The 26,364-nt window shown below is 63.1% G+C and carries 30 protein-coding genes and 2 tRNA genes; 16 read left to right on the top strand and 16 right to left on the bottom strand.

Features of this window, described 5'->3' with window-relative positions; translation table 11 throughout:
- Window positions 1-14: 14 nt before the first annotated feature.
- Window positions 15-617 (top strand): helix-turn-helix domain-containing protein, encoded by a 603-nt coding sequence (locus tag ASD63_RS14145; protein ID WP_226020639.1) that lies wholly within the window; start codon window positions 15-17, stop codon window positions 615-617.
- Between the two features lie 191 nt (window positions 618-808).
- Here ASD63_RS14145 and ASD63_RS14140 read toward each other — a convergent pair whose 3' ends face one another.
- The 4 genes from ASD63_RS14140 to ASD63_RS14125 are packed head-to-tail and all read right to left on the bottom strand — an operon-like array spanning window position 809 to window position 3,139.
- Entirely contained in the window at window positions 809-1,321 is a 513-nt protein-coding gene (locus tag ASD63_RS14140; protein ID WP_034804709.1) for a GNAT family N-acetyltransferase, read from the bottom strand.
- A gap of 26 nt (window positions 1,322-1,347) precedes the next feature.
- The gene (locus ASD63_RS14135; protein WP_034804712.1) at window positions 1,348-1,911 is read right to left on the bottom strand and encodes a sugar O-acetyltransferase; all 564 of its coding nucleotides are present in this window, start codon (window positions 1,909-1,911) and stop codon (window positions 1,348-1,350) included.
- Window positions 1,908-2,387, bottom strand: a complete 480-nt coding sequence (locus tag ASD63_RS14130) for a GFA family protein (RefSeq protein WP_034804714.1) — start codon at window positions 2,385-2,387, stop codon at window positions 1,908-1,910. The genes ASD63_RS14135 and ASD63_RS14130 overlap by 4 nt, the downstream gene beginning before the upstream one ends.
- A complete protein-coding gene (locus tag ASD63_RS14125) occupies window positions 2,384-3,139 on the bottom strand; it encodes a type 1 glutamine amidotransferase (protein WP_034805243.1) in 756 nt (251 codons plus the stop codon). The genes ASD63_RS14130 and ASD63_RS14125 overlap by 4 nt, the downstream gene beginning before the upstream one ends.
- Window positions 3,140-3,493: 354 nt before the next feature.
- Between ASD63_RS14125 and rnk the strand changes: the two genes are divergently transcribed.
- Window positions 3,494-3,898 carry a nucleoside diphosphate kinase regulator gene (rnk, locus tag ASD63_RS14120; protein WP_029742406.1) on the top strand — a complete coding sequence of 135 codons (405 nt, stop codon included), beginning with the start codon at window positions 3,494-3,496 and terminating at the stop codon, window positions 3,896-3,898.
- Window positions 3,899-3,993: 95 nt separating this feature from the next.
- On the opposite strand, the gene ASD63_RS14115 is transcribed toward rnk, so the two are convergent.
- Complete coding sequence (locus ASD63_RS14115; protein WP_029742404.1) at window positions 3,994-4,449, bottom strand: DoxX family protein; 456 nt, start codon at window positions 4,447-4,449, stop codon at window positions 3,994-3,996.
- A gap of 214 nt (window positions 4,450-4,663) precedes the next feature.
- Between ASD63_RS14115 and ASD63_RS14110 the strand changes: the two genes are divergently transcribed.
- Both ASD63_RS14110 and ASD63_RS14105 read left to right on the top strand, forming a co-directional pair.
- On the top strand, window positions 4,664-4,945 hold the full coding sequence (locus ASD63_RS14110; protein ID WP_029742402.1) for a SelT/SelW/SelH family protein: 282 nt from the start codon (window positions 4,664-4,666) through the stop codon (window positions 4,943-4,945).
- 83 nt (window positions 4,946-5,028) lie between these two features.
- Window positions 5,029-5,373: a YqaA family protein gene (locus ASD63_RS14105; protein ID WP_082566375.1), complete on the top strand. Its 345-nt coding sequence runs from the start codon at window positions 5,029-5,031 to the stop codon at window positions 5,371-5,373.
- A gap of 14 nt (window positions 5,374-5,387) precedes the next feature.
- Here ASD63_RS14105 and ASD63_RS14100 read toward each other — a convergent pair whose 3' ends face one another.
- Window positions 5,388-6,014, bottom strand: a complete 627-nt coding sequence (locus ASD63_RS14100; protein WP_029742400.1) for a ribonuclease D — start codon at window positions 6,012-6,014, stop codon at window positions 5,388-5,390.
- A gap of 107 nt (window positions 6,015-6,121) precedes the next feature.
- Between ASD63_RS14100 and ASD63_RS14095 the strand changes: the two genes are divergently transcribed.
- The 3 genes from ASD63_RS14095 (at window position 6,122) to ASD63_RS14085 (ending at window position 9,827) form a co-directional block, all read left to right on the top strand.
- Complete coding sequence (locus tag ASD63_RS14095; RefSeq protein ID WP_029742399.1) at window positions 6,122-6,433, top strand: hypothetical protein; 312 nt, start codon at window positions 6,122-6,124, stop codon at window positions 6,431-6,433.
- 209 nt (window positions 6,434-6,642) lie between these two features.
- The gene (locus ASD63_RS14090) at window positions 6,643-7,671 is read left to right on the top strand and encodes a hydroxyacid dehydrogenase (RefSeq protein WP_034804717.1); all 1,029 of its coding nucleotides are present in this window, start codon (window positions 6,643-6,645) and stop codon (window positions 7,669-7,671) included.
- 149 nt (window positions 7,672-7,820) lie between these two features.
- On the top strand, window positions 7,821-9,827 hold the full coding sequence (locus ASD63_RS14085; protein WP_082572887.1) for an adenylate/guanylate cyclase domain-containing protein: 2,007 nt from the start codon (window positions 7,821-7,823) through the stop codon (window positions 9,825-9,827).
- A 3-nt stretch (window positions 9,828-9,830) separates the two neighbouring features.
- Here the strand turns inward: ASD63_RS14085 and ASD63_RS14080 are convergent, their stop codons facing one another.
- From ASD63_RS14080 to ASD63_RS14070, 3 genes are all read right to left on the bottom strand, one after another.
- A complete protein-coding gene (locus tag ASD63_RS14080) occupies window positions 9,831-10,778 on the bottom strand; it encodes an adenylate/guanylate cyclase domain-containing protein (RefSeq protein WP_029742396.1) in 948 nt (315 codons plus the stop codon).
- Between the two features lie 278 nt (window positions 10,779-11,056).
- Window positions 11,057-11,143: transfer RNA gene (locus ASD63_RS14075), tRNA-Leu, on the bottom strand.
- A gap of 77 nt (window positions 11,144-11,220) precedes the next feature.
- Window positions 11,221-12,648 carry a phosphomannomutase gene (locus ASD63_RS14070; RefSeq protein WP_034805249.1) on the bottom strand — a complete coding sequence of 476 codons (1,428 nt, stop codon included), beginning with the start codon at window positions 12,646-12,648 and terminating at the stop codon, window positions 11,221-11,223.
- Window positions 12,649-12,872: 224 nt separating this feature from the next.
- Here ASD63_RS14070 and ASD63_RS14065 point away from each other — a divergent pair, with 224 nt between their 5' ends.
- Window positions 12,873-13,400, top strand: a complete 528-nt coding sequence (locus ASD63_RS14065; protein WP_034805252.1) for a BA14K family protein — start codon at window positions 12,873-12,875, stop codon at window positions 13,398-13,400.
- 233 nt (window positions 13,401-13,633) lie between these two features.
- The gene (locus ASD63_RS14060) at window positions 13,634-14,389 is read left to right on the top strand and encodes a hypothetical protein (protein WP_034804720.1); all 756 of its coding nucleotides are present in this window, start codon (window positions 13,634-13,636) and stop codon (window positions 14,387-14,389) included.
- Here the strand turns inward: ASD63_RS14060 and ASD63_RS14055 are convergent.
- Window positions 14,378-14,719, bottom strand: coding sequence for a DUF6665 family protein (locus tag ASD63_RS14055; RefSeq protein ID WP_034804722.1), 342 nt, complete (start codon window positions 14,717-14,719; stop codon window positions 14,378-14,380). The two genes, ASD63_RS14060 and ASD63_RS14055, sit on opposite strands and share 12 nt — an antisense overlap.
- Before the next feature lie 340 nt (window positions 14,720-15,059).
- On the opposite strand from ASD63_RS14055, the gene ASD63_RS14050 reads away from it, so the two are divergent.
- Window positions 15,060-16,652, top strand: coding sequence for a hypothetical protein (locus tag ASD63_RS14050; RefSeq protein WP_034804724.1), 1,593 nt, complete (start codon window positions 15,060-15,062; stop codon window positions 16,650-16,652).
- A 137-nt stretch (window positions 16,653-16,789) separates the two neighbouring features.
- On the opposite strand, the gene rpsA is transcribed toward ASD63_RS14050, so the two are convergent.
- From rpsA to aroA, 4 genes are all read right to left on the bottom strand, one after another.
- On the bottom strand, window positions 16,790-18,514 hold the full coding sequence (gene rpsA / locus ASD63_RS14045; protein ID WP_082005877.1) for a 30S ribosomal protein S1: 1,725 nt from the start codon (window positions 18,512-18,514) through the stop codon (window positions 16,790-16,792).
- Between the two features lie 149 nt (window positions 18,515-18,663).
- Window positions 18,664-19,302, bottom strand: coding sequence for a (d)CMP kinase (gene cmk, locus ASD63_RS14040; protein WP_034804727.1), 639 nt, complete (start codon window positions 19,300-19,302; stop codon window positions 18,664-18,666).
- A complete protein-coding gene (locus tag ASD63_RS14035) occupies window positions 19,299-20,105 on the bottom strand; it encodes a hypothetical protein (protein ID WP_034804730.1) in 807 nt (268 codons plus the stop codon). The genes cmk and ASD63_RS14035 overlap by 4 nt, the downstream gene beginning before the upstream one ends.
- Window positions 20,106-20,128: 23 nt before the next feature.
- Complete coding sequence (gene aroA, locus ASD63_RS14030) at window positions 20,129-21,475, bottom strand: 3-phosphoshikimate 1-carboxyvinyltransferase (protein ID WP_034804733.1); 1,347 nt, start codon at window positions 21,473-21,475, stop codon at window positions 20,129-20,131.
- A gap of 297 nt (window positions 21,476-21,772) precedes the next feature.
- On the opposite strand from aroA, the gene ASD63_RS14025 reads away from it, so the two are divergent.
- Window positions 21,773-22,165, top strand: a complete 393-nt coding sequence (locus ASD63_RS14025; protein WP_029742385.1) for a TIGR02300 family protein — start codon at window positions 21,773-21,775, stop codon at window positions 22,163-22,165.
- Between the two features lie 200 nt (window positions 22,166-22,365).
- Window positions 22,366-22,441, top strand: a tRNA-Ala gene (locus ASD63_RS14020).
- A 32-nt stretch (window positions 22,442-22,473) separates the two neighbouring features.
- Here the strand turns inward: ASD63_RS14020 and ASD63_RS35075 are convergent.
- Window positions 22,474-23,004, bottom strand: a complete 531-nt coding sequence (locus tag ASD63_RS35075; protein WP_143106248.1) for a hypothetical protein — start codon at window positions 23,002-23,004, stop codon at window positions 22,474-22,476.
- On the opposite strand from ASD63_RS35075, the gene ASD63_RS14010 reads away from it, so the two are divergent.
- The 3 genes from ASD63_RS14010 (at window position 22,973) to ASD63_RS14000 (ending at window position 25,031) form a co-directional block, all read left to right on the top strand.
- Window positions 22,973-23,758, top strand: coding sequence for a YdcF family protein (locus ASD63_RS14010; protein ID WP_034804736.1), 786 nt, complete (start codon window positions 22,973-22,975; stop codon window positions 23,756-23,758). The genes ASD63_RS35075 and ASD63_RS14010 overlap by 32 nt on opposite strands.
- Before the next feature lie 107 nt (window positions 23,759-23,865).
- Window positions 23,866-24,501 (top strand): trimeric intracellular cation channel family protein, encoded by a 636-nt coding sequence (locus ASD63_RS14005; RefSeq protein ID WP_034804739.1) that lies wholly within the window; start codon window positions 23,866-23,868, stop codon window positions 24,499-24,501.
- Window positions 24,502-24,605: 104 nt separating this feature from the next.
- Window positions 24,606-25,031 (top strand): plastocyanin/azurin family copper-binding protein, encoded by a 426-nt coding sequence (locus tag ASD63_RS14000; RefSeq protein ID WP_034804743.1) that lies wholly within the window; start codon window positions 24,606-24,608, stop codon window positions 25,029-25,031.
- A 45-nt stretch (window positions 25,032-25,076) separates the two neighbouring features.
- Here the strand turns inward: ASD63_RS14000 and irrA are convergent, their stop codons facing one another.
- A complete protein-coding gene (gene irrA, locus ASD63_RS13995; RefSeq protein ID WP_029742380.1) occupies window positions 25,077-25,499 on the bottom strand; it encodes an iron response transcriptional regulator IrrA in 423 nt (140 codons plus the stop codon).
- 321 nt (window positions 25,500-25,820) lie between these two features.
- Between irrA and fabA the strand changes: the two genes are divergently transcribed.
- On the top strand, window positions 25,821-26,336 hold the full coding sequence (gene fabA / locus ASD63_RS13990) for a 3-hydroxyacyl-[acyl-carrier-protein] dehydratase FabA (RefSeq protein ID WP_029742379.1): 516 nt from the start codon (window positions 25,821-25,823) through the stop codon (window positions 26,334-26,336).
- The last annotated feature ends 28 nt before the right edge of the window (window positions 26,337-26,364 follow it).

Here is a 26,364-nt window from a genome sequence, read left to right as displayed (position 1 = left end):
TGATGTCAAGCACCATGGAAAGAGACACGGTCACCGCCAAACGCGTTCGCCTCACCCGCGAGCAGCGGCTACGCCAGCTGCTGGACGTCGCCTGGAGGCTCGTTCGCGAGGAAGGGACCGATGTGCTGACGCTGCCGCGCCTGGCCGAGGAAGCGGCCGTCGCCAAGCCGGTCGTCTATGATCATTTCGGAACACGCAACGGACTGCTCGCCGCGCTCTACCAGGATTTTGATGTGCGCCAGACGGTGGTGATGGACGCTGCCATTGCCGCGAGCGACCCAACGCTGGAAGCGACAGTCAGGACGATTGCCGCCTCCTATGTCGACTGCGTGCTCACGCAGGGTCGCGAGATGCCCGGCGTGCTGGCGGCCCTCGCCGGCTCGCCCGAGCTTGCGGCCGTTAAACGGGACTATCAGCTGGTCTATATCGAAAAGTGCCGAAAGGTGCTGGGCCCGTTCATCGGGCAGAGGGGCATCGCACAGGCCGGTTTCTGGGCAATGCTCGGCGCAGCCGATGGCTTGTCCCACGCTGCAGCGACGAGCGAAATCACCGCCGACGAGGCTCAGGACGAGCTTTACGAGACGATCATTGCCATGGTGAACAGAAGCTGCCGTTAGAGCGGCACGCTTTCAAGAGATGCCCTTGGCGAGCGTCGACGCTCTTTTATCGCCGACGCCTCTCGCCAAGGCGTGGGGCCGATCTCCTCAAGACGGATCCATCCTATGATGTCGGCTGCCTCCCCGGACTGAACTTCAGGCCCGGGGATGAAGACCGGGAGGGTGGCGCTGCCAGAGCGGCAGTGCTCGCCTCATCCGTCCTCAAGCACGTACCGCTTCGAAATGCGATCCACCAACTGCCCGTCCTTCAGCGGCACCGCCTTGTCGACCTTGTAGTCGACGAAACCCATCTTGCCGTAATAGCTGAGCCCGCTGACATTGTCCGCACGGATGGTGGCGTTGAGGGCTTTCAGGCCGATCGAGCGGGCGAAGTCGCAGGTGGCCTTAAAGAGCGCCGTGCCGGCGCCGGGCACCTTGTTGTCGGGGCGCGAGAACGTGCCGATGTCGGCCCAATCCTGCGGTATGCCGTCCCAGCGGTCGAGCGCCTGGAAGGCGCAAGGCTCACCCGCCTCGTCCTCGGCGACGAAACAACTGACGAAGCCCGGGCCGGCGAGATAGTGCGCCACGAAGCTCTCAGGCGTGAACGGCGTCTGATGGGCCGTGGTGCCACCGATCGCGATGATCTCGTTGAGGAAAGCGCACAACGCAGGTGCATCTTCTGGCCGCGCCGGGCGCACGTGGATCGTCTTCATCTCAATCGTCATCAAAAATCATTCCTCCTGAAATCGCCTTACGTAGACACGCGGCGGAGCGGCCGCGCCGGGTTGCCGGCGACCACGGCGCCGGCCGCCACGTCCTTCGTCACCACCGAGCCCGCACCGACGATCGCGCCATCCCCGATCGTGACACCGCCGAGAATGATCGCGCCGCCGCCGATCCAGACATCGGCACCGATCGTCACCGGCTTGGCGACTTCGAGGCCTTGGCCGCGAAGCACGGCATCCCTGTGGTGCTCGGCGCAATAGATCTGCACGTTCGGCCCCAGCATCGTCCCCGCCCCGATCGCCACGCGGCCGCTGTCGAGGATCGTGCAGCCGGCATTGAGATAGACGCGGGCGCCAAGGTGGATGTTGATGCCGTAGGAGCAATGGAATGGCGCCTCGATGAAGACGTCGTCAGCGACCGCACCGAACAGCACCCGCAGCGCCGACGCCATGTTTCCACGCTCGATCGGCGCCATGGCGTTGTGCTGATGGACAGCATTGCGTGCCGTCATCCGAAGCGCCTCGAGTTCGTCGACGAGGCAGGAGTACCATTCTCCGGCTGCCATCTTGTCGCGTTCGCTGGCTGTCACGCTTTTGCTTTCGCTTCCGCGGCTTCGCGCCGTGCCAGGCTTTCCGGCGGCCACATCGTCTTCATGTCGTAATAAATCTCGAAAGCCGGTGCGCCGCCCTCGAGCGACAGCCAAGCAACCTTGGAGCGGGTGAAGATATGCGCATCCGGCGGGAAGTCCGACGGGCGGTCAAGGCTTGCGATCCGGACGAAGGAAAGCCAGCCGCGCCGGCCGTAGTCGCTCCAGAGGGCCGTCTGGCATTCGGCACAGCGGTAGACATCATGCGGACGGCCGCTGTCCGTCGGAAGCGTCACGACGACCGGCTCGCCCTCAATGAGTTCGATATTGTCGCGCTCGATCACGCCGTTGACGACGAAGGCGCTACCGACCTGGCGCTGGCAATCGCTGCAATGGCAGCAGTTGACGAACATCGGCGCCGCCTTCAGCCGATAGCGGATCCTGCCGCAGAAGCAGCCGCCGTTTAGTGCCTCGTTCATCCGGTAACCTCCTCCAACGCCGGTTCCTCATTCACCGCGCCGCCCTGATGGCGAACGATCGTCGCGACCCAGGCGCGGGCAAGAGACAGGCCCGCGGCATCCGCCTGCCGGCCGTGGCGCGCGGCGTGTTCGCGATAGCGCGCAAGCCAGGTCGGATCGAGCCGCTTGATGGTGTCCGGGAAAGCGCGGTTCCAGTCTTCGACGAGGTGTGTGTCGGCCTCGAAGTGGAATTGGGTGCCGTAGGCGGCGCGGCCGACGCGGAAGGCCTGATGTCGGGTGACGGCGTTTTCGGCGAGATGGACAGCCCCCTCGGGCAGCGTGAAAGTATCTCCGTGCCACTGGAAGATCGGGAAGCTCTCACCGACGCTGGAAAGGACCGGGTCCTCGGCGCCTTCGCCGCGCACCTCCACCTCGCACCAACCGAACTCCTTGGCCTCGCCCAGCAGGTTCCGGCCCCCATAGGCGCGGGCGAGAAGCTGGCTGCCGAGGCAGATGCCGAGCACGGAACGGCCGCTGTCACCGAAGCGGCGCATCAGCGCGGCAAGATCAGGCAGATAGGGATAGGCGGCATCGTCGAGCGCGCTCTGCTCGCCGCCAAGCACCACCAGTGCGTCGTATCCTTCCGGTGTTTCAGGAACGGCCTCGCCGAGATAGGCGCGGCGGATCTCGATCTCGGCCTTTGCCTCGCGAAGCGCCGTGCCGACCTGGCCGAGCTCGGTCTTCGCCATGTTTTCAACCACCAGCACCCGCATCATCGCATTCCCTTCGCATCGACCGTGGAGATTGACCACGAGCGCGGCCACTGTTCAAGAGGTCACATAGCGATGCGATGATGCGGACGGGTTCATGCGGGCCTTGACTTCGTGAGCGAACTTTCCGACCCTTGGGACATGATGATGCCGACGATTTCTTCTCATTGCTGCTTCCGGGTGTGCCCGATCGCAGGAACCTGACCCCAGCCCGGACGCTTGCGCTCTCCGGGTCAGGGGAGCCTTTCGCGTCGGCAGAAGAAATTTCCGAGCGCGGCTGAACGAGCGCCTAATCTCCAGAAAACCTATTCGATTGCGCCCTGTCGTGCGCTTCGATTGAACGTGTCAGGTCCCATCATGGCGGCAACCCGCAAGAAACTTCCCCCGATCATCATCAATGCCGAAGACCACAAGCGGCTGACGGCGCTCGCCTCCTCCGCGCTCGAGCGCGTGCCTGATGTGGCCGAGGCACTGCTCTTTGAACTCGACCGCGCCCGGGTCGGCGCGCCCGACGCGCTGCCCGCCGACAGCGTGCAGATGGGCTCCACCGTCGCCTTCGAGGCGGACAATGGTTTTGCCAAGCAGGTAACGCTCGTCTATCCCGGCGAGGCCGATATCGAGGCCGGCCGCATCTCTGTGCTGACCCCTGTCGGCGCGGCGCTGATCGGGCTCTCCGTCGGCCAGTCGATCGACTGGCAGGACCGGTCGGGCAAGGTCCACCGGATGACCATTCGCAGCGTGACGGCGAAGGAAAGCGCCTGAGAGGTCGCGACGGCGAAAGCCTCACCAGCTGCAAGACGAAAACGGGGAGGCCGGTTTTCACCGCCTCCCCGTTTTTCTAAGCGTCGTTCGTTCGATCAGAACTGCTTGCCGAGCTTGGCGTCGACAGACTGGCTGTTGGCGCCGCGGATGGCGAAGAAGAACAGGATCGCTGCCCAGAGGATCGACTTCTCTGCGCCGAAGAGGCCCTCACCCTGCACGATGCCATGGAAGTAGACGGTGACGAGCAGAACGATCATGCCGGCAAAGGCGGCCGGGCGCGTCAACAAACCGATCGCGATCAAAATGCCGCCGAAGAATTCGGTCGCGGCGAGCAGCGGCGACCAGAAGACGCCGGGATAGAAGCCGAGGCCCTCGACCATGCCAATCGCGCCGAAGGGATTGGTGATCTTGCCAAAACCGTGAACCGCAAGCAGAGCGCCGGCGAGCACACGCAACAGCGTTTCGGCGGATGTATTGAGCGGCAGATAGATCTTTTCCAGCGCCGGCAGGATGGCGCGCGGGCGGGAACTGGAAACGGTGACGTCGGTCATTAAGGGGCCTCTCCGGCGGTTGGGTGCGACAATTTGTGCAATGCCGCATTGTCTCGCCGCGACGACCGCGCAAAGCAAGCTATCCGCCGATAAAAACATGACTAAATTGGTTGACAATCGTGTGAGCGCAGCGTGAGCATGAGCCCCGGAACGCAGTTGTTTCCAACTGAGGCGACCGCTATGGTCGCCGCCCGAAGCACATCCGAGACACCCGATGGACCAGAAGCCGCGCATCACCATCCTTTACTGCACCCAGTGCAACTGGCTGCTTCGCGCCGGCTGGATGGCGCAGGAACTGCTGCAGACGTTCGGGCAGTCGCTCGGCGAAGTGGCGCTCATTCCCGGCACCGGCGGCAATTTCGAGATCCGCGTCGATGACGCGCTCATCTGGGAGCGCAAGCGGGACGGCGGTTTCCCCGGGCCGAAGGAACTGAAGCAGCGCATCCGCGACATCATCGAGCCGGAGCGCGATCTCGGTCATACGGACAGGAGCTGATCCTGGATTTCGGAATTCTTGCCGGCGTCTTTTCCGCGGCCTTCCTGTCGGCGACGTTGCTTTTCGGCATGTCGGAAGCTGCGATCGTGGCCGCCGCCCTGCACGGCGAAACGAGCCGCCCTGCCCTCTTCATCGCCGCGACATCAGGCAACGTGCTCGGCGCCGTCGTCAATTTTGCGCTCGGGCGTTTTCTGATCCGCTTCGAGGGGCGCCGGTGGTTTCCAGTTTCGCCGACCAATCGGCAAAAGGCAGAGGCGCTCTTTGCCCGCTACGGCCAGCCGGTGCTGCTTCTTTCCTGGCTGCCGGTCATCGGCGACCCACTGACGCTGGTCGCCGGATTGCTGCGCATGAAGCTGCCGCTGTTCCTGCTGTTCGTCACCATCGGCAAGGCCGCACGTTATGCGGTCGTCCTTTACCTGACGCCATAACAGCCCCGCACAACTCAGCTGTGCGCGAAGATATCCGTCTCGTCCCAGCCAAGCAGGTCAAGCTTGGAGCGCGTCGGCAGGAAGGCGAAGCAGGCTTCGGCATGCTCGATGCGACCATCGCGGATGAGGCGCGCCGTCAGCTTGTCGCGCAGCGCATGCAGGTGCAGCACGTCGGAGGCGGCATATTCGAGCTGCGCCTGCGACAGGGTCTCTGCTGCCCAGTCGGACGACTGCTGCTGCTTGGAAATGTCGACGTCGAGCATTTCCTTGAGGTTGTCCTTGAGGCCGTGGCGATCGGTGTAAGTGCGGGTCAGCCGCGAGGCGATCTTGGTGCAGAAGACCGGCGTCGTCGTCACCCCGAAGGTATGGAAGAGGACGGCGATATCGAAGCGGCCGAAATGGAAGATCTTCTGGCGGGCCGGATCGGCAAGCATGGCGACGAGGTTCGGCGCTTGCTTCTGGCCGGCTGCGATGCGGATCACGTCGGCCGTACCGTCGCCCGGAGACAGCTGCACCACGCAAAGGCGATCACGGCGGGGGATGAGGCCGAGCGTTTCCGTGTCGATCGCGATTGCGCCTCGATAACGGTCGGCGTCGGCTGCGGAGATATCGCCTTCATGGAACCGTATTGCATTCGCCATCGAAAATCCCCAGATCAAACGAAGTGGTGTGGCCTATAGCGCAAGTTTGGCGTCGGCGATACCGTTGTCACGTTCCGCCCGCCGGCTGCCCTTTGAAAGTCCTGACGATGACGTCTTTTCAACCCGCCCTCGCTCTCTCCACGCTCGCGCTGGCGATCGGGCTGACGGCCATGCCGGCACCGGCGCAGACCTATCGGGACCTGCCGGGCGTGCGCCAGATGGATCCGTTGAATGGTGGTGGCGACCAAACCGTATGCGAGCAGACCTTTGTCGACCGAAACTATCCGTTCGAATCGTCGGCCCGCGGCGGCCCCATCTACGACACGATCTACAACTGCCGCCGTGGCGACGGGCCGGTCTTCCAGGGCAGCGACCTGCCGCCTTCGCTCTATCGGCAGAAGCGTGGTCTCGGCTACTAAGCAAAAACACGACAAGCAATCCTCGTGCGAAGACAGCATCGGGACCGCCACGCCGCTTGGCAAGCGGTGGAGCTGTTCCTAGCCTCACGGCCAGAGCATGGGCGTCCTCCGTCTCAGCGCCGCGCAAAGGTCACGGTAGCGCTTTGAGGTGCTGCATGTTTTTATCCTTCGATCGACCCGATCAAAGGAAACCTGCAGTGGGAGGAACCATGCCCGACAACCGGCCGCTTGCCATCAGTGCACCCGCACCACGCACGCTCGATCTCATCTTCACACCGGAAACCCTCAAGGACCTGCATCGCCGCTACCGCATCGTCGAAGCGGACCCGGAGGATATCGCCGGCCTTGGCGACGACGTGCTCGGCAACGCCCACTACATCATCGGCCAGCCCCCGCTCGACCACGCCACCCTCAGGCGCATGAGCCAGCTGAAGGCGATCCTCAACGTCGAAAGCAACCTGATCAACAACATGCCCTATGAGGTGCTGTTCGAGCGCGGCATCCATGTGGTGACCACCGGGCAGGTCTTTGCCGAGCCGGTGGCGGAACTCGGCCTCGCCATGGCGCTCAACATCGCCCGCGGCGTCGTCGACGCCGACCTTTCCTTCCGTGAAGGCCGCGAACTCTGGGGTGGCGATGGCAACCGTTCGGCGCGCCTGCTTTCCGGCTCCGAGATCGGCATCATCGGCTTCGGCGATCTCGGCAAGGCCCTGAACCGCGTGCTCTCCGGCTTCCGGGCGAAAATCCGCGTCTTCGACCCCTGGATGCCGGCCTCGATCCTGCGGGACAATGGCGTTGAACCGGCATCGCTCGAGACCGTGTTGGGCGAAAGCGACTTCGTCTTCGTCGTTGCTTCCGTTACCAGCGAGAACGAAGGCTTCCTTGGCGAGAAGGCGTTTGCCCGCATGCGTCCGGGTGCTGCCTTCATTCTCCTCAGTCGCGCCGGCGTCGTCGATTTCGAGGCGCTGATGGCCGCGGTCGCAAGCGGCCATATCGTGGCGGCGAGCGACGTCTTTCCGGAGGAGCCCCTGCCGCTCGACCATCCCGTTCGCCGCCTGCCGGGCTTCCTGCGTTCGGCGCACCGCGCCGGCGCGCTCGACAGCGCCTTCAAGAAAATGGGCGACATGGTGCTCGAAGACATGGACCTGATGGATCGCGGCCTGCCACCGATGCGCTGCAAGCGTGCCGAGCGCGAAACCGTCGCGCGCATGCGCTCGAAGCCGGTAACGATGAACTGAGACATTTTTCGCTGCGGATCTCGGCGGGATCGTGCATCCCGCCGATTAACGTGTTTTATGGGATTCGCATTTAACTTTTCTTGCACATGCGATCAACCTTGCACGTTAAGGTCGTCGCCGAGGCATCGTTACGGGATCAGAGAAACGCGATGGTAGACACGGCGCCCGGCGCTCGACAAGGCAAAGCACGCGATGGCTGGAACAGTTCGCTGCGATCGCTGTTCAGCCTCGTCATGGTCGCCATGCTGATCGTCGTTTCCGCGACGCTTGTCGGGCTTGACTACCATCGCTCGCGCAACGCCGCGATCGCTGATGCCGAGGCCAACATGCGCGGCTTCATGAACCGCCTTGTCGACCGGCTGGGCGTGCTCTCGGGCGACACTTCCGCCCTCGTCAATCTCGTCTCCTCCGTCGCCAATTCCTTCCTCGTGCCCCCGCCTGAACGCATGAACGACAAGGTGGCGGTGCTTCGTGAAGGCATCACCCGCTCGCCGCACATCGATGGGGTGTATGTCGGCTATCCCAACGGCGCCTTCTTTCAGGTCGTCGACCTCAAGCAGGTTGCCTGGCGCATGGCGCTCGACGCGCCCCGTGGCGCCGCCATTGCGGTGCGCTCGATGGAAAGGGACTCAAACGGCAAGCCGCTCCAGCGCGTTCTCTTCGTCGACAAGGACGGCACGCAATTCTCCGAACGGCGGCTACCGCCATCGAGCTTCGACCCGCGCACGCGGCCCTGGTATCGCGCGGCCGTTAACGGCAAGGCCGCGGTCTCGACCGGCCCTTATGAAAGCGCCACCACCGAAACACTGGGCATGACCATCTCGCAGGCGCATCGCGGCAATCCGCAGATCGTCATCGGCGCCGATGTCGTGCTCGATACGATCACCGACTTCCTCGCCCGCGAACGGCTGACTGCTGGTTCGGTGTCCTTCATCCTCGATGCCGTCGGCCGGCCGATCATCCATTCCGACCGGGTGATGATGCGACGCATCATGGCTGCCAAGGACAAGGACGCCCCGCTCGTGCAGGCCGACAGCGAACCGCTGATCCAGAGCATCCGCCAACATCCACCAGCGCCCGACAAGGCCGACTTCGTCCAGGTCGGGGACCGCACCTACCTCGTCATGGTAACGCCGCTCGAATCCGCGCTGCTTCTCTCCGGCAACCGCGCCGTGGTGGCCGCACCGCTCGACGAATTGATGGCGGACGCCAACAAGACGCTCGTTCAGGGGCTGGCGATTTCCGGGGCCGTGGTAGCCTTGGCGGTACTCGCCTCGCTGGTGCTGGCGCATCTGATTACCAAGGGGCTCAACCAGCTGACCGCCAGCGCCAACCGGCTGCAGGACCTCGACTTCACCACCCCGATCGATGTTTCCTCGCATGTCAGCGAAATCTCGACCCTCGGCGGCGCCATGAACCGGGCCCGCGATGCAATCTTCACCTTTGCGCTCTATGTGCCGAAGGAACTGGTGCGCAAGGGCATCGAATCCGGCCATTTCAGCGGCCGCTCCGCCTGGCGTCAGGAAGTCACCGCGCTCTTCACCGACATCTACGATTTCACTACGCTCAGCGAACGGCATTCGCCCGAGGAGGTGGTGGCGATGCTGTCGGAGTATTTCGATATCTTCAGCGAGACGGTCGGCGAGCACGACGGCACGATCATCCAGTTCCTCGGCGATTCGGTCTTTGCGATGTGGAACGCCCCGGCACCGGACGACAAACACGCCGAGAATGCCTGTCGGTGCGCGCTCGCGGTCCAGCAGCGCCTCAGCATCTTCAACGAAGCACAGCGCAAGAAAGGACTGCCGGAGTTCCGCACACGCTTCGGCATTCACACCGGCACCGCCGTCGTCGGCAATGTCGGCGCCAAGGAGCGGCTGCAATACACCGCCATGGGCGACACGGTGAACGTCGCCTCGCGCCTCGAGGGCATGAACAAGAACTACGGCACGATGATCATGGCGAGCGGCGCGGTCGTTGCCCATACGGGTGGCACGATCCACTTCCGGCCGCTCGGCACAGCGCAGGCCAAGGGCCGAGCCTCGGCCCTGGAGATTTACGAAGTGCTGGGCGCGGAGCCGAAAGAGCCGGAAGCCCTCGATGACGGCCCGAAGACACACGACAACTTGTCGGCCGGCTCCGAAAGCCGCGAATAGACGTCAGGAGCCGAGGCGGCGGTTCTGCCGGGTGACCCAGCGAATGCCGCCGACCACGGCGAAGGCGAGCAGTGGCCAGACGGCCCAGAAGACGCCGCGCCAGGTCAAGAGATTGATGGTGAGAAGCACCAATCCCGAGAGCACCAGTATGCCGATGCTGCGGTCCACCCACGGGTTGGTCTTGATCCAGGCAAGGCCGGCAAGGATGGCGAGGCCAAGCAGCGGCCAGACGGACCAGAAGGTTCCGTTCCAGGTCAACAGGTTGAGAGCGACCAAGCCAGCGGCAACGATGTAGAGAACCGGGAGCGATCCGCTCCTGATTGCCGCAATCACGCCCACCGGCTCCGGACGCGGCTTGGCCGCCTCGGCAGCGGCTGCTTCAGCACGGCGGCCGAAGGTCTCTGCGGCAAAGGTCGGACGGGGATCGTCCGCGCCGATGCGCACGGCATAGCTCGGCACACCGCCATCGATGTTCTTGACCTCAAGAGGCCCCAGAAAATCGAAACCGACGGCGACCTTGTTGCGCACCTGGTCGTACACGGTATTGGAGATGACGATGCCGCCAGCCGGCGCGGACGCCTGCAGCCTGGCTGCAACATTGACGCCGTCGCCGTAGAGATCGTCGCCCTCGGCGATCACGTCGCCGAGATTGATGCCGATGCGAAACAGCATCTGCTCGTCGGCCGCGCATTTCTCGTTGCAGCCGGCGAGTTCGTTCTGCACGTCGATCGCGGTGCGCAGCGCTTCCACGACGCTCGGAAACTCGGCGATCAGTCCATCACCCCAGGTGTTGACGACACGGCCCTCATGCGCCTCGATGAGCCTTCCCATGGCATCGCGATGGCGCTTCAACGTGGCGAGCGTGCCCTCCTCGTCGGCGCGCATCAGCCGCGTGTAGTCCTGGACGTCCGCGGAGAATATGGTCGTCAGCTTGCGACGTGTCTCAGACATCGCTTCGTCCTTCTCAAAGCCGCCGCCCCGGCGGACGATAACATGGGACTGCCCTCACGCGGAAAGCCTGCCCTTCATAGCCGATAGAATATCAATGCTGCCGGCCCAAGCTTCAAGGCGCACCACGCGAAAATATCCTGGGCATGCAACCATCCTGGTCGAAGAGCGAGGCTCGGAAGGCAGGAAATCGCCACGGAATCCGGCCAAACGCCAGAAACGAAAAAACCCCGGCGAACCGGGGTTTTTCAGAACCAAATCAAAGATTTGGTTTGGGAATTTGGTGCCCAGAAGAGGACTCGAACCTCCACACCCTTTCGAGTACCAGCACCTGAAGCTGGCGCGTCTACCAATTCCGCCATCTGGGCGACGAGCGGGTGTGTAAAAGGCTCGAGTCGAAGTGTCAACAGGCTTTTTGAAGTTTTCGTGTCGGAGGACAAAAAACTCAGTTCGAGGCGGTTTTTGCCCAATGCCGGATTGTGGATAGACCGCTCGACAGCAGTCCCTCGGCCGCCTCGGCCGTGTCCGCCTCGACATAGCAACGCATCTCCGGTGCATTTCCGGAGGGGCGGAAGTGAATGATGCGACCGTCGTCAAGCGTCACCCGCAGCCCGTCGATGTCGCTGACGGCGACCGGCCGGCCGATCGGCGCCAGGAATGCCGCGAGATTTTCGTCGCCGCCGCGCAAATGGGCCATCAGCCGGGCGCTGGTTTCGACCGGGAAGTTTTCGAGCCGGTCGCTGAGCGCCACGGGAAGCCGATAGGAGGCGGCCAGCACCGACAGCGAGAGTTTGGCCTCTGCCGCCGCAGCCAATGCGGCGACGATCGGCAGGACGCAGTCGCGGGTGGGCAGCGGCTGGAGGGTTGCGCCGTTGACGACGAAGGGGCTGGCCGTCAGCGTGCCGCCATTGGCCTCGAAGCCGGCGACCTTGGTCGACCCCTCGTCCAGGGCCTCCTGCATTCCGGCGATCACGAAGGGCGACCCGACACGGGTGCGCAGCACGGAGAGCCCTTCCCTGCGCTCCAGGCCCGAATTCGAGGTGACCGGCGTGACGGCAAGCGTAGCACCGAGGAAGCCGCAGGCAATCAGCCCGAGGAGATCGCCGCGCAGCGGCAAGCCGTTCTCGTCCGCGACCAGCGGCCGGTCGCCGTCGCCGTCCGCCGATACAATCGCATCGAGCCGGTGTTCGCGGGCCCATTCCTGAAGGCGTTCGATCGTGTCGGTGGACACCGCTTCGGTATCGACGGGGATAAAGTGTTCCGAACGTCCAAGGGCGACGACCTCGGCGCCAAAGAAGGCGATCAGATCGGCGAGAAGATCCCGCGCGACGGTGCTGTGCTGGTAGACGCCGACCTTGAGGCCGGCGAGCGCGCCGGCGGGCAACAACTGCCGGTTTCGCTGGATGAAGAGCATGGCTGCGCGGGACGCATGGTCCTCACCAATCCCCTGATTGGCGACCGGCTCGATCTGCCCGGCGATTTCATCGGCAATCCGGCTGATGGCGACCTCATCTTCCTTGTCGATCTCGCCGTCCGGCCGATAAAACTTGATGCCGTTTCGATCAGCCGGGATATGGGAGCCGGTGATCATCAGACCAGCGGCTCCGCATTCGCGGCCATAGAGCGCAAGCGCCGGCGTCGGCACCGTGCCACAATCGAAGACGCGCAGTCCTTCGCGCGCGAGTGCCGAGGCACAGACTGCCGCGATTTCCGGGCTCGAATCGCGAAAGTCGCGGGCGATCACGATCGGGTCACCCGGCTGGCTGCGCCCGGACGTCAGAAGATAGCGCGCAAACGCGGTCGCGTAGCGGGCCGAAGGCTCACCCTTCAGTTCCTCTGAAAGGCCACGCAGGCCGCTGGTACCAAACTTCAACTGCATCGCATTCTCCGCTGCCCAGTTTCGGGGAAAACAGGGCAAATATTACAGTGACGCGCGGCACGGACCGGCGCATTCTGGACATGACAACGCACGGACGGAAATCCGGTGGCTCTCCGCCACGCGCTCCTTGCCCGTTGCCATGAATAAACCAAGAAAAGAAAACGTAATACAGGCAGGGACACAACCGGAAGGCAGTGCTTTCCGAAAGCGAGGACAAAATGACGGGATTTCGCAATTTCGTTATCGGCTGCAGCTTGGCCGCCGCCTCCCTGATCACCCCCGTCGGACCTGTGCAGGCGATGCCGCTTCAGGCGCCCGACCTTCAGATCAAGGCACAAGGCGACGTCCAGAATGTGCAGTATTACCACCGCCGTTACGGCGGATATGGCGGATACGGCTGGCGAGGCGGTTGGGGAGGCCCCTATTACAGACGCGGATGGGGTAGCCCCTACTATGGCGGCTCCGGCCTGACCCTCTACTTCGGCTCGGGCGGATACTACGGCGGCGGTTACTATGGCGGCGGATACTACCCCCGCTACGGCTACTATCCCCGCTACGGCTACAATCGCGGCTATTATCCCCGCCGTTACTACGGCGGCAACTACTACTATCGCGATCGGTATGTCGGTGGCGGCAACGCCCATGTCAGCTGGTGCCTGTCGCGCTACCGTTCCTACAATCCGGCAACCAACCGGTTCTTGAGCTACGGCGGCGCTTACAAGGTCTGCTATTCGCCCTATCGCTAGAGCGCGGCGCGTCCGCATGAACGCACGAGAAACGCTCTAGCGCCCTAATTGGGGCGCGGCCTGGCCATACCGCCTGCGCACCTTCTCTCCGCCCCGCATTAGCGGGAGTTAGAAGTTTTGCGCGCCATCACCGGCGCTTGCGTGCCCCAACATCTCGGCAGCGCCAGTTAAACCGGCATTAACTGCAAGAGCCTACCGTTTCAAAACGATCCACTGTGCTGCCAGGATGAATCATGCTGCTTCCGACCCAGCAATCTGCCGCCACCGCGACGACCAATCTGGTCGGCTCGATCCTCAAGGACATCGAAAAGCGGCAGACGGAGGAAGAAGAAAAGGCCAAGAGCACAAAGGACGACCGGCTCCTGAGGGCGCAGGTCGAGCCCGATGGCGCTCAAAAGGCCGCCAACGAGAAGATCAACGGCTATTTCTTCGATCATGCTCGCAACGACGCCAACAACAACCGCGCCGTGCTCATCCGTGAGGTCGGAAAATTTTTCGACATCGAGCGTGAAACGTTCAAGTCCGATTCCGCCTTTGCAAGGGAAATCGAGAACCAGCTGAAGCAGCTGGAATCGCCCGCCATTGCGAAAATCGAGGAAGAACTGGGGCTCGACAAGCTCGGACTGTCGCTTACGGAGCTGGTCGAGGCGCTCAAAAACCCCGGCGGCCCGGAAAACGACGCACTGAAGGTTGCGCTCGGCGAGACGAGTGACAAGGGACCTCAAAGCGCTGCACAAGCCGCAAATGCCGTCGACCGCCTGAAGAGCGCGACGGAGCCTGCGTCGACCGAGGAAGCCCAGCTCAACAGCCTGCGCGGTGACCCGACGCGCAGAACCGACAAGCTGTCGCTCGACGAAGAGGAGCAGCATCTGCGGGCGCTCCACCTCAAGGACGAGATGGAAGATATTGCCGACCAACGCACGGCAGCCGACCCCTTTTTGCGCTTCGACGACAACGGCCTCTATAGGCTCGCTGCGCTAAGCCTCTGACGGCGTTCGGCGCACGATGCCGAGCCGCGCCATGACCTCCTTGGGTATGCCATAGCGGCGAACCACATCGCGGCTGTCACGCAGGCCGCAAATCTCCCGCTGAATGAGGAAGGCCCATACGGCATCGGCCGCCTCGTCGAGCACCCGCTCGCGTAGATCCCTCGCCACATCTCCCTTCAATGCCGCAAGCGCTGCAAGCGCCTTTTCGACCTTGAGGCCATGCCGGCCAAGCGCATCGGCGCGCTCGGACATCAATTCGCATTCGAGCACGTTGAAGGCGCCGGCCGTCGAGAAGTTCGGGCCTAGGGCTTTTGGGGGACGGACTGTCATCCGAAACTCCTGGCACAGACACCATTCGAGCCTGCAGAGCGGCTCCCTTAAAGATAGGCCTTGCAGACCCGTCCGCAAGCCGGGCTGCGACATGCCGGGCGCCGAAACATGGTTAAGAATTCATAAACCTCTTTGCCCTAACCTCAAACCATCATGCCGATTCTCCTATCCGCGGCCGAGCCGCGGCTGTCTGGCCATTCGCCACGACGCGCATGAGGCGCCAACCCGCAAGTGATGAACAGAAAGTCGCGCGCAAGCCGAAAAATCGGACCGCGCCCGAGCGCGTTTCGTCGTTCCACGACGAATGGTCAAACCGAGGTCAAGCGAGATGGAGACCAGAATGCTGATACCCATCCAGGCGGCTCGAACCGCGGCCGCCACGGAAGAGACGAGCGCAAGGACGCTGCAGCCTGCAGCACCATTGACCGCCAGCCAGCGTGGCGAAGCCATACAGAAGATCCTCGATGCGCTGACGCGGCATCTTTCCGGTCGTGAGATCCTTTCGAAGGACGCGCTGGTGCGCCTGATGGAGGATCTGGCACGCATCCTGAAGTTCCCGCCACTCCCGCAGGAGGGGGGGCGCGATTTCGTCCGGCGGTTGGTGGCCTTCCTCGAATCGATGCCGACGTCCGACCGGCTGCTTCTGGAGCGTCAGCTTGGCGGGCGCAATCTTTCAATCCGCGTCGGCCTGCTAGCGGACCTGCCGGCGATCCGCAACGGCACGAGCGCGCCGGGCGGCACCGCGACACCCATGCCGGCGCAGGCGCGCGACGTCATCCTGCGCAACCCCTCGCTCCAGCCGGCGCTGCCGTTCAGCCAGACCGCGGCACGAACGCCGCTCGGTGGTGAAGTCGCACTTCTACAGGCTGTGCTGCGGAAGACCTTTAGCGTCGGCAACGATGTGACCGAGCCGCAGGGCGAGGATCTGGACGCGGCCGGAACCGAAGCGCCATCAAAGAGCGGAAGCGAAAAGCCCACGGAGCGGGGTGAGGCGCGCGCGAACGCCGCGAAGAGCGCTTCATCGGGCGACACGCCGATCGGGAGCGCTGCCTCGCTGCTTGCGGGCGAAGGCGAGATCGCGGAAGCGGCATCGCTGTCTGGCCCCATCGCCGAGGCCGAGCAGGACCTGCAATCCGGCGAAGTCGGACACGGCGAGACGGAAGCGCCCGCCGGAGACAGTGCCGCAACACCGCTTGAAGCGCATGGCGCCGATGAAATGGAGGCTGCCGACACGATCGAAGGCGAGGATCCCGACGGCACCTACGGCCCGCTGCCCGATGCCGACGAAGAAGACGGCCATAGGACCACCGCCGCCGGTCGCAACGATCCGGAGGTGCGCTCGGCACGCGTGCTCTCCGAGGCCATCAAGACGCTCATCCGCGACAGCTTGGCCTTGCCTGCCGGCGCGGCCGATGGCGATCCGGGATCGGCGACGCAGCAGACGGACGAGCCGGCTACGCAGCCCCAGCCCGCCGCCAAGGAAGCTGGAATGCGCATCGCTGATGCCGCCGCCCGCCAGCGCGCCGTAATGGACGCCGGCACGACCTTGCCGTCGCTGCTCGACGATCGCTCCGAGGAGACCGCTGCACCACCGCGCGGACCCACGGACATTCGCCCGCAACGCGCCACGGACGAGCAGACGGTGCAGCAGATGATCGCCAGACTGGTGGAAAACGGCCTGCCGCGCGAGGCCATCCCCTTCGCTATGATCCCCTATCCAGTGGCCGCCGGCGAGGTGGAAGGCGAAGACCATTCGCGCGGCATGCCCGGAGGCTCGGGCGAAGATGCAGCGAGTGAGGAAGAAACGGCACAAGAGGGAGGCGACGGAAATCCGGAAGACGGAGAGCCGACCGGCGAAGCCATGCAGGAGGGCGAGGCACAGGAAACGCCCGACGCCTACGATCTTTACCGCAGGCTCGGCGGTCTCGGCTAAGACGCCGGTTCAGCCTTAAGCGCGGGCCTAGCCCCATCCAGGGCTGGGGGCCGATTTCACAATTCGGACTTGGTTGGAAAGAAAAACCCGCGGAGATCGCTCTCCGCGGGTTTTCCAATTCAAACGTCAGGCAACGATTACTCGTTGTTCTGGCGGTTCTTCAGAGCAGCGCCGAGGATGTCGCCGAGCGAAGCGCCCGAGTCGGACGAACCGAACTGAGCAACGGCTTCCTTCTCTTCAGCGATTTCCAGAGCCTTGATCGACAGCTGGATCTTGCGGTCCTTCTTGGAGAAGTTGGTGACGCGAGCGTCGACAACCTGACCAACCGAGAAACGCTCCGGACGCTGTTCGTCACGATCACGCGACAGGTCAGCGCGGCGGATGAACGAGGTGATGTCTTCGTGGTTGACGAGCTTCACTTCGATGCCGCCATCGTTGATCGCGATGATCTCGGCCGAAACAACGGCGTTCTTGCGCAGTTCACCCGAAGCAGCGGCGTCGCCGACTGCATCCTTGCCGAGCTGCTTGATGCCGAGCGAGATGCGCTCCTTCTCGACGTCGACGTCAAGAACAACAGCGCGAACGACGTCGCCCTTGTTGAACTCTTCGATGACCTGCTCGCCCGGACGGTTCCAGTCGAGGTCGGAAAGGTGAACCATGCCGTCAACGTCGCCGTCGAGGCCGATGAACAGGCCGAATTCGGTCTTGTTCTTGACTTCGCCTTCGACTTCGGTGCCAGCCGGATGGCTATGCGCGAATGCCTGCCACGGGTTCTCGAGCGTCTGCTTGAGGCCGAGCGAGATACGACGCTTGGTCGGATCGACTTCGAGAACGACAACGTCGACTTCCTGGCTCGTGGACAGGATCTTGCCGGGGTGTACGTTCTTCTTGGTCCAGGACATTTCGGAGATGTGGATCAGGCCTTCGATGCCCGGCTCCAGCTCGACGAACGCACCGTAGTCGGTGATGTTCGTGACGGTACCGGAGATCTTCTTGCCGACCGGGTACTTCGCACCGATGCCATCCCACGGATCCGACTCGAGCTGCTTCATGCCGAGCGAGATGCGGTGGGTTTCCTGGTTGATGCGGATGATCTGGACCTTGACCTGCTGGCCGATGTTCAGGATCTCCGACGGATGGTTCACGCGGCGCCATGCCATGTCGGTGACATGGAGCAGACCGTCGATGCCGCCGAGGTCGACGAACGCACCGTAGTCGGTGATGTTCTTGACGACGCCTTCGACAACCTGGCCTTCTTCAAGGTTCTGAACGATTTCAGAACGCTGCTCGGCGCGGGACTCTTCGAGAACCGTACGACGCGATACGACGATGTTGCCGCGGCGCTTGTCCATCTTGAGGATTTCGAAGGGCTGCGGGTTGTGCATCAGCGGGGTGACGTCGCGGATCGGACGGATGTCGACCTGCGAGCGCGGAAGGAAGGCAACGGCGCCGTCGAGATCGACGGTGAAGCCACCCTTGACCTGGTTGAAGATGATGCCTTCGACGCGTTCGCCGGCTTCGAACTTCACTTCCAGGCGCATCCAGCTTTCTTCGCGGCGAGCCTTTTCGCGCGACAGAACAGCTTCGCCGAGCGCGTTTTCGATGCGCTCAACGTAGACTTCGACTTCGTCGCCGACCTTGAGCGAGCCGTCCTTCGCCTTCGCGCCGAATTCCTTCAGAGCGATGCGGCCTTCGACCTTCAGACCGACGTCGACAACGGCGACGTCCTTTTCGATGGCCGTGACAATGCCCTTGGCAACATAGCCTTCGGCGAGATCGGTCTTCGCGAAGGATTCTTCGAGAAGCGCTGCGAAATCGTCACGGGTTGGGTTGGTAGCAGACATGGAATCTCCTGCATGCATCTCACGGGGGAGACGCATATGCGCCGGGGGCTGGTGTTGAACAGGCCTGAACCCAGTCCGCCCCATCGAAGGGACAATCCGGCGCGTGGACGGAATTTCAGGCTTATGCAAGAGGAGCGATCCTGACAGTGTCGGGGATGGGCTCTTCTTCAGATCTTCTTGATCAGGGCCGCATCGATCAAAGACTTCGCGGCCTGAAACGCCGCCTCTATACTCATTTCAGACGTATCAAGCAAGTGCGCGTCGTCGGCCGGGCGCAAAGGACTGTCGGCGCGGCCCATATCACGCTCGTCGCGCTTCTTCACATCTTCGAAAATCGTCTGGTAGTCGGCCGGCTGACCATTGCCGGTGATCTCGTCGTAGCGGCGCTGCGCCCGTACTTCCGGCGATGCTGTGACATAGAGCTTCACCGGCGCATCCGGGCAGACGACCGTGCCGATGTCGCGGCCGTCGAGCACCGTACCGGGCTCGCGCAGCGAAAAAGCCTGCTGCGCCTCGACCAGCGCCCGGCGCACGGCCGGCATGACCGCGATCTTCGAGGCGGCCTCGCCGATCGCGTGGGCGGAAAGCACCGAGCGATCGAGCCCGGCCAGTTCAACCTCGCGCGCCACCTTCTCGGCGACCGCCTCGTCGTCGAGCGGCAAGCCGCCATCGAGCAGCGCCTTGGCGGTGGCGCGGTAGGTGAGGCCGGTATCGAGATGATGGAAGCCGTATTCCTCGGCGATGCGGCGCGAGAGCGTGCCCTTGCCGGCTGCGGCCGGTCCGTCGATAGCGATGGTGAACGTCATTTTCCAACCTGCATATGTATGTGGTCGTCGTGCCTGGCGGCCCGGCAACCCTGAAACCGAATGGACTCCGCTTCGACGCCAAGTCTCTGCGCCAGATGCGGCTCCACGAAAATCTTCTCGATGCCGAAACCGCTCCCCTCGGCCGAGAGCCAGCGGAGCGCCTCTGCGGTCCGGCCTTCTTCCAGCGGCAAGGGCCGCCACAGCGATTGCAAGAAGTCCAAGTCCCAGCGCAAGGTCAAGAGGTCTTCGCGATCCCGGCATGGGAGAATGCTGTCCGGTCGCGGCTGCTCGAAGGCAAAATAGCCGATCGGCGAGCGGGTCGCCTTATCCTTATAGCTGCCCTCGGCATCCTGATAGAAGAACGCGACATCGAGCTTCCGACCGTCCGAATGGGACAAATGCGGGAAGAGCGGAAAACCGTCGAAGAACGGAAAGTTGGCGTCGAGCGCCAAGGTGGTCGTTCCGGGGAATACCTGATCCACATGGCGTGACAGGGCAGCGGCCGCTTCCTTCAGTTCCGGAACGACATATTGGCGGTTCAGGACACAGAAGAGCGGCGACTGCATTTTCAGCCGCGACGTGCCGTCGTCGAAACAGGGCAGAGGAACGCGGCCGAAGATCGGCGCAATGGCATAGCTGAGCGCGGTCCCTGCCGCATAGAGGCCGAGAAAGAGCGCCAGAAATACGGCAACGCCGGCTCTCCTTCGACGCAGGAGCCCAAGAGTGACGATCCAGACGGCGCCACCGATCTGCGTCAGCAACGTCAGAAGAACCACGACCGCGAGTGTCAGCAGCCATCTCATTGTTACCGCCGGAATCGTGGGTCTCACGCGATCCTCGCGCCGAGGCTGGTCATGAGGTGCATGAATTCAGGAAAGCTTGTCGCGACCATCGACACGTCGTCGACGGTGACCGGATGTTCGGATGCAAGCCCGAAAATAAGGAAGCTCATGGCGATGCGGTGATCGAGATGGGTGTTTACGGTCGCGCCGGCAGCGCTTCCGAGCCCCTTACCGTCGCGACGGCCGCGCACGACCAGCGACGAGGCGCCCTCCTCGCAATCGACGCCATTGCGCTTCAGGCCCGCGGCGATGGCGGCGAGGCGATCGGACTCCTTCACACGCAGTTCGTCGAGCCCGGCCATGACGGTATTCCCCTCGGCGAAGGCGGCGGCGATGGCGAGAGCCGGGTACTCGTCGATCATCGAGGCGGCGCGCTCTTCGGGAACGGTGACACCGCTGAGTTCCGAGTGCCGTACGCGCAGATCCGCCACGTCCTCCCCGCCAACCTGTCTGCTGCCGATCACCTCGATATCCCCTCCCATCTCCTTAAGCGTCAGGATCAGGCCCGTGCGCGTCGGGTTCATCAGCACGTTGGTGATCGTGATGTCCGAGCCTGGGACGATCAGGGCTGCGACCAGCGGGAAAGCCGCGGACGAGGGATCGCCGGGCACGTCGATCTCCTGGCCGGTAAGCTTGCCGCGACCGTCAAGGCGGATCGTACGGACGCCGCTGACGTCGGTCTCGACAGAGAGCGCGGCGCCAAATGCCTCCAGCATCCGTTCCGTATGATCGCGCGTCATGACCGGTTCGATGACAGTGGTGATGCCGGGCGCGTTGAGACCGGCAAGCAGCAACGCCGACTTCACCTGTGCCGAGGCGACGGGCACGCGATAGGTGATCGGGGCAGGCGTCTTCGGTCCGCGTAGGGTCACCGGCAGGCGATCGCCTGCGGCGGCCCTCACCTGCGTGCCCATTTCACGCAAGGGCTCGAGAACCCGCGCCATCGGCCGGCGGCCGAGCGAAGCATCGCCAAGGAATGTCGTTTCGAAGTCGTAGACGCCCGCCAACCCCATCGCCAGACGGCAGCCTGTGCCAGCATTGCCGAAATCGAGCGGCGCTTCCGGCGCAAGCAGTGCACCGTTGCCGACACCATCGACGATAAAGGTATCGGCCTCCTTACGAATGCGGGCCCCCATCGCCTGCATCGCGCGGCCGGTGGCCAGCACGTCCGCGCCTTGTAGCAGGCCGGTAATGCGCGTCTCGCCGCTAGCAAGCCCGCCCAGCATCAGCGCCCGGTGCGAGATCGACTTGTCGCCGGGGATGCGGATCGAGCCGCGCAGATCGGCGGACTTTCGGGCAGTGGCGGGTCTCGGGCCCGATCCATGAGACATGCGGCATCCTCTGGCCCGAAAGGGCGCTCTCACCGAAGGGCACAACCGCGCCCGCACCGCGGCACTCCTATCACACCCTCGCTGCGTGTTTCCATAAATTGCGGCCGCTCGAGGAGCGCCACAAGGGGCGGGCAAGAGCCGGAAAGCCAGCAACGCCGGGGCTTTGGCGATTTGTCTTTGACAGATGCGGCCAAGACGATTATGGGGACCGGCTAATCATCATAAGCTTGATACCCTTTCCACCCGCCGGCTTTCCGGCAAGCGCCGGCTCGGCCGGCCATTCAAGAGGCTTTGACTGTGGCAAAACCGGAACTTGGAACAAAGCGCATCGACCCGGAAACGGGGCGCAAATTCTACGATCTGAACAGTGATCCGATCGTTTCGCCTTACACCGGCAAGTCCTATCCGCTGTCCTTCTTCGAAGAAACCTCGGTCGCCAAGGTGCTCGAGAAGGAAGAAGAAGAAGAGGTAACGGAAGTCGACGCAGAGAACACCGAAGTCGAACTCGTTTCGCTCGAGGATGCCGATGATGAGGCAGCGGGCGGCGACGACCTGCCGGATCTCGGCGACGACGACGTCGAAATCGACGGCGACGACGATGACGACACCTTCCTGCAGACCGACGACGAAGACGATGACGACGACATGAGCGACCTCATTGGCGTGTCGGACGACGAAGAAGACGTCTAAGCGCTTCAAATGACAAAGAAATGCTCCCGTCCTCGGCCAAAGTGGCCCGGACGGGAGAAAAACGGCCCGGACAAAAAATAAATCCACGGGCCACGCATTTTTCGGCTTGCCATCCTCAAAAAGGGGAAGTAATAAGCCGCCACTCGCCGAGCACAACAGCTCGACGAACTTCCCGGACCGGCCTAGCCGGAACCCGATATGGGGCTATAGCTCAGCTGGGAGAGCGCTTGCATGGCATGCAAGAGGTCAGCGGTTCGATCCCGCTTAGCTCCACCAAAACCTTCCTTCGATTGATCAGTACCCAGTCCTCAGGGACCCTCGTTCGCGGCCATTTCGTCCAGCGAATCCAGGATCATCGTCAGCAACCGGATGATGTCGGCGGATTCGAGCAGAGCATTGCGGATTTCGCGCTCGGACCGTTTGGGTATGGAACCGGCAATGTCCAGCAGGATGTTGGTCACGTCCGGCGCTTCGGTGTTCGGTTCCATGCCCGTCTGCTCGCGCATGCAGCGGATCAGCGCCACTGCGCCTTCAAGCAAACGCTGTGCCTGCACCGGGGTGAGGTCATGGACCTCGTTGGCGGCACGAAACAGCTGCGATCGGAAGCCGGCTATCGTGGTCATCTCGCGGATGATACTCCTTTCGGCTTCAAATGAAAGTGGTGGCCGGGGCCGCCCACGCAACGTTCGGATGAACATGGTGCATGCGTTACCTTGCGCGAACGCGAACAGCCGTTTCGCGCGCAACATCCGGCCGCGCGCCATGCATTCATGATTTGTTAAGCAGCGGAACGCAGAAGCTGGTGCCATGTTTCTGATCTCGAAAATCTTCTGGCTCATTGTGCAGCCGCTGTCGTTCTCGCTGCTCGCCGTCATCGCCGGGCTGCTTGCGACGGCCATCGGCTGGCGACGCATCGGCGCCGTTCTCGGCAGCCTGGGCGCGCTGGTTCTTTTCGTCAGCCTGTTCACCACCGCTGGCCCCTATGCCCTGCAAGCGCTTGAGGATCGATTTGTGCGCCCGACGCCGCCGACAGCGCTTTCCTGCATCATTGTGCTCGGCGGCGCCTTCGAAAACGAAGTCATGGCAAGCCGCGGCGGCACGGAGCTCAACCAGGCAGCAGACCGCTTCATCGAGACAGCGAGCCTCGCCAAGCGCTATCCCGAAGCACGAATCCTCGTCTCCGGCGGCGATGGCTCGATCAGCGGCGCCTACGAGGGCGATGCGCTGGCCTCGAAGGCGTTCTTCGACATCTTCGGCATTGCGGCCGATCGGGTGATCCGCGAGGAAGATTCGCGCACCACCTTCGAGAACGCGCGCTACACCAAGGATCTTCTGGCGGCAAACGGGCTGACGCAATGTGCGCTCGTCACCTCGGCGTATCACATGCCGCGCTCCGTCGGGCTGTTCCGCGCCAACGACATCGACGTCCTGCCCTGGCCGACCGACTACCGCACCAGCGGCAAGGTGCGGCTTGGCTTCGATTTCACCCAGCCCTCACTGAACGCGCAGCTGACAACGACGGCCGCCAAGGAATGGACCGGGCTCGTCGCCTATTACCTGCTCGGCCGCACTCAGACGGTGCTGCCGCGCTAGACGACCATGACACGCCCCAGTGCAGCAAATGGCAGCGCGCCTCCTGACTTCATCCCGACGGTGCGCTAATGATCTGCGGGAGCCAATCGGGCTGAAACGGAGCGCCCATGCCGATCCTCGAAATCCTCGACTATGCCGGTGTGGCCGTGTTTGCCGCAACCGGGGCGCTGTCGGCCTCGCGCAAGCAACTCGACATCATCGGCTATCTGTTCCTGGCCTCGGTCACCGGCATCGGCGGCGGCACGATGCGTGACGTCGTGCTCGGCGCAACGCCCGTCTTCTGGGTCACCAATCCGACCTATCTTCTGGTCTGCGCGACGGTCGCCGTTCTCCTGTTCTTCACCGCCCATCTCTTCGATTCCCGCTACCGGGTCCTCGTCTGGCTCGATGCGATCGGGCTGTCGGCCTATTGCGTGATGGGTGCGGCGAAAGGCTATGCAGCGACGGGGTCGCCGAGCGTCGCGCTCGTTACCGGCATGCTGACGGCGACGTTCGGCGGCGTGCTTCGCGATCTGCTGGCCGGAGAACCCTCGGTGCTGCTGCGGCCGGAAGTCTATGTGACGGCAGCGCTGATCGGTGCCAGTGCCTACGTGCTGGCGACGATGGCGGGACTACCACTTGTGGCCGCCTCAACGCTCGGCGTGGCCTCGGCCTTTGCCGTGCGTGCCGGTGCGCTCAAGTTCGGATGGACGCTGCCGACCGGCAAGGCGCTGCCGGGCCGCGATCCGGACGACGTGATGTGAGCCTTTCGCACGTGCGTGCCTATGACAGGCGGCGGACAGCGCCGGTATCGTAGTTGATGCGGTGTCGGCCGCCACCCGGGCGGCTTCAGCGAAAGGGATACCGCATGCGTTTCTTCAGCAACAAGCTTGCCGCACTCGCCCTTCTTTGCATGGCCTCGCCGGCATTTGCCGCCACGACCGTCAAGGTCGTCGAAGGTGGTGAAGCGGGCGGCCCGATGACACTGACACTCGACCAGTCGACGATAAAGGCCGGAGAGACTGTCTTCCTGGTGCACAACGACGCCATGACGGAAGAGCACGAGATGGTGCTGGTGAAGCTGAAATCAGCCGACCAGAAGATCAATCTCATCGCGGCCAAGCATCGGGTCGACGAAAAGCAGCTCAAGAGCCTCGGCGAGGTTTCCGAGCTGAAGCCCGGAGCCGACGGCCAGCTGAAAGCCAAGCTCGCGCCGGGCAGCTACGTGCTCCTTTGCAACATCAAAGGACACTACGAGGCCGGCATGCGCGCCAATCTGACGGTGACGGAATAGCGGCGATCGATCGCCATCGCGGCCACCATGACGGTGGCCGCCGGATCAGCGGTCGTTTTTACGGCGCAGACGAATGACCACGTCGACATGGGCGATCTCCATGCCCTCGGGCGGTTCCGGCAGATTGTCGATGTGGATGTTGCTGACCGGAATATCGAGAACCTCGTTCTGGCCCTCGACGAAGAAGTGATGATGGTCCGACACGTTGGTGTCGAAATAGGTCTTGGCGCTTTCCACCGCCAGCACGCGGATCATGCCGGCTTCGGTAAACTGGTGCAGCGTGTTGTAGACGGTCGCCAGCGACACTGGCACGCCGGCCATGACGGCCTCTTCGTGCAGTTCTTCGACGGTCAGGTGGCGATCACCCTTGGCAAAGATCAGATCGGCGAGGGCAACGCGTTGACGGGTCGGACGCAGGCCTGAGTGGCGTAGCCTTTCTTCCGAACTCACTTCTGTTGCTTTCGTCATCAAGGGTCGTTCCATGTATCCCGGCGAAATTCACAATACTTCCTCCGCGATATAACTTTTACGTCCTCGCCTTTCAATAGATTCCAGCCCTGACAGGCGTTGCAAAGCCCGAAAAACCGGTCAAACTCGGGGAATGCTGGCAATTAACTCTGGTCGCGCCCACATTGATCCTGTAAGCGACGGCGGAGTGAAATCGCCATCAGAAGCGATGGAGACCGGACGGAAAACCGCAAGATCCGGGTCGCCACGCTTCATTTCAAGCCGAACTTGCTCTAAAGCAGGTCGGACAACACAATTTGTTACGCGGGGAAACATCTATTCATGACGACCAGACAATCCAGCTTCAGCTATGAGGAAATCCTGGCCTGCGGCCGTGGTGAGTTGTTTGGCCCCGGCAATGCCCAGCTGCCGCTGCCGCCGATGCTGATGGTCCACCGCATCACCGAAATCTCCGAGACCGGCGGCGCCTTCGACAAGGGTTACCTGCGCGCCGAGTACGACGTGCGGCCGGACGACTGGTATTTTCCCTGCCACTTCCAGGGCAACCCGATCATGCCCGGCTGCCTCGGCCTCGATGGCATGTGGCAGCTGACCGGTTTTTACCTCGGCTGGCTCGGCGAGCCCGGCCGCGGCATGGCGCTTTCCACCGGCGAAGTGAAGTTCAAGGGCATGGTGCGTCCCCATACCAAGCTTCTCGAGTACGGCATCGACTTCAAGCGCGTCATGCGCGGACGGCTCGTGCTCGGCACGGCCGACGGCTGGCTGAAAGCCGATGGCGAGACTATCTATCAGGCAACCGACCTCCGCGTCGGCCTGTCGAAGGATAAGGCCGAGTAAAATTCAGGCCTTTCCGCAGCCAACGAAA

Source organism: Ensifer sp. Root558 (genome assembly GCF_001427045.1).
GTDB lineage: Bacteria > Pseudomonadota > Alphaproteobacteria > Rhizobiales > Rhizobiaceae > Ensifer > Ensifer adhaerens.
Note: the sequence above shows the minus strand (reverse complement) of the source record. Positions and strands in the feature narration are given on the sequence as shown.

Bases quoted from the DNA above. Each gene is read 5' to 3' on its own strand.
- ASD63_RS14095 (WP_029742399.1), top strand. From the start codon at position 6,122: ATGACGTCTTTTCAACCCGCCCTCGCTCTCTCCACGCTCGCGCTGGCG.
- ASD63_RS14000 (WP_034804743.1), top strand. From the start codon at position 24,606: ATGCGTTTCTTCAGCAACAAGCTTGCCGCACTCGCCCTTCTTTGCATG.
- fabA (WP_029742379.1), top strand. From the start codon at position 25,821: ATGACGACCAGACAATCCAGCTTCAGCTATGAGGAAATCCTGGCCTGC.
- ASD63_RS14145 (WP_226020639.1), top strand. From the start codon at position 15: ATGGAAAGAGACACGGTCACCGCCAAACGCGTTCGCCTCACCCGCGAG.
- ASD63_RS14035 (WP_034804730.1), bottom strand. From the start codon at position 20,105: ATGAGATGGCTGCTGACACTCGCGGTCGTGGTTCTTCTGACGTTGCTG.
- ASD63_RS14050 (WP_034804724.1), top strand. From the start codon at position 15,060: ATGCTGATACCCATCCAGGCGGCTCGAACCGCGGCCGCCACGGAAGAG.
- ASD63_RS14010 (WP_034804736.1), top strand. From the start codon at position 22,973: ATGTTTCTGATCTCGAAAATCTTCTGGCTCATTGTGCAGCCGCTGTCG.
- rnk (WP_029742406.1), top strand. From the start codon at position 3,494: ATGGCGGCAACCCGCAAGAAACTTCCCCCGATCATCATCAATGCCGAA.
- ASD63_RS14110 (WP_029742402.1), top strand. From the start codon at position 4,664: ATGGACCAGAAGCCGCGCATCACCATCCTTTACTGCACCCAGTGCAAC.
- ASD63_RS14060 (WP_034804720.1), top strand. From the start codon at position 13,634: ATGCTGCTTCCGACCCAGCAATCTGCCGCCACCGCGACGACCAATCTG.
- ASD63_RS14100 (WP_029742400.1), bottom strand. From the start codon at position 6,014: ATGGCGAATGCAATACGGTTCCATGAAGGCGATATCTCCGCAGCCGAC.
- rpsA (WP_082005877.1), bottom strand. From the start codon at position 18,514: ATGCATGCAGGAGATTCCATGTCTGCTACCAACCCAACCCGTGACGAT.
- ASD63_RS14115 (WP_029742404.1), bottom strand. From the start codon at position 4,449: ATGACCGACGTCACCGTTTCCAGTTCCCGCCCGCGCGCCATCCTGCCG.
- cmk (WP_034804727.1), bottom strand. From the start codon at position 19,302: ATGACGTTCACCATCGCTATCGACGGACCGGCCGCAGCCGGCAAGGGC.
- ASD63_RS14005 (WP_034804739.1), top strand. From the start codon at position 23,866: ATGCCGATCCTCGAAATCCTCGACTATGCCGGTGTGGCCGTGTTTGCC.
- ASD63_RS14130 (WP_034804714.1), bottom strand. From the start codon at position 2,387: ATGAACGAGGCACTAAACGGCGGCTGCTTCTGCGGCAGGATCCGCTAT.
- ASD63_RS14140 (WP_034804709.1), bottom strand. From the start codon at position 1,321: ATGACGATTGAGATGAAGACGATCCACGTGCGCCCGGCGCGGCCAGAA.
- ASD63_RS14085 (WP_082572887.1), top strand. From the start codon at position 7,821: ATGGTAGACACGGCGCCCGGCGCTCGACAAGGCAAAGCACGCGATGGC.
- ASD63_RS14125 (WP_034805243.1), bottom strand. From the start codon at position 3,139: ATGCGGGTGCTGGTGGTTGAAAACATGGCGAAGACCGAGCTCGGCCAG.
- aroA (WP_034804733.1), bottom strand. From the start codon at position 21,475: ATGTCTCATGGATCGGGCCCGAGACCCGCCACTGCCCGAAAGTCCGCC.
- ASD63_RS14090 (WP_034804717.1), top strand. From the start codon at position 6,643: ATGCCCGACAACCGGCCGCTTGCCATCAGTGCACCCGCACCACGCACG.
- ASD63_RS14055 (WP_034804722.1), bottom strand. From the start codon at position 14,719: ATGACAGTCCGTCCCCCAAAAGCCCTAGGCCCGAACTTCTCGACGGCC.
- ASD63_RS14065 (WP_034805252.1), top strand. From the start codon at position 12,873: ATGACGGGATTTCGCAATTTCGTTATCGGCTGCAGCTTGGCCGCCGCC.
- ASD63_RS14080 (WP_029742396.1), bottom strand. From the start codon at position 10,778: ATGTCTGAGACACGTCGCAAGCTGACGACCATATTCTCCGCGGACGTC.
- ASD63_RS35075 (WP_143106248.1), bottom strand. From the start codon at position 23,004: ATGAGCCAGAAGATTTTCGAGATCAGAAACATGGCACCAGCTTCTGCG.
- irrA (WP_029742380.1), bottom strand. From the start codon at position 25,499: ATGACGAAAGCAACAGAAGTGAGTTCGGAAGAAAGGCTACGCCACTCA.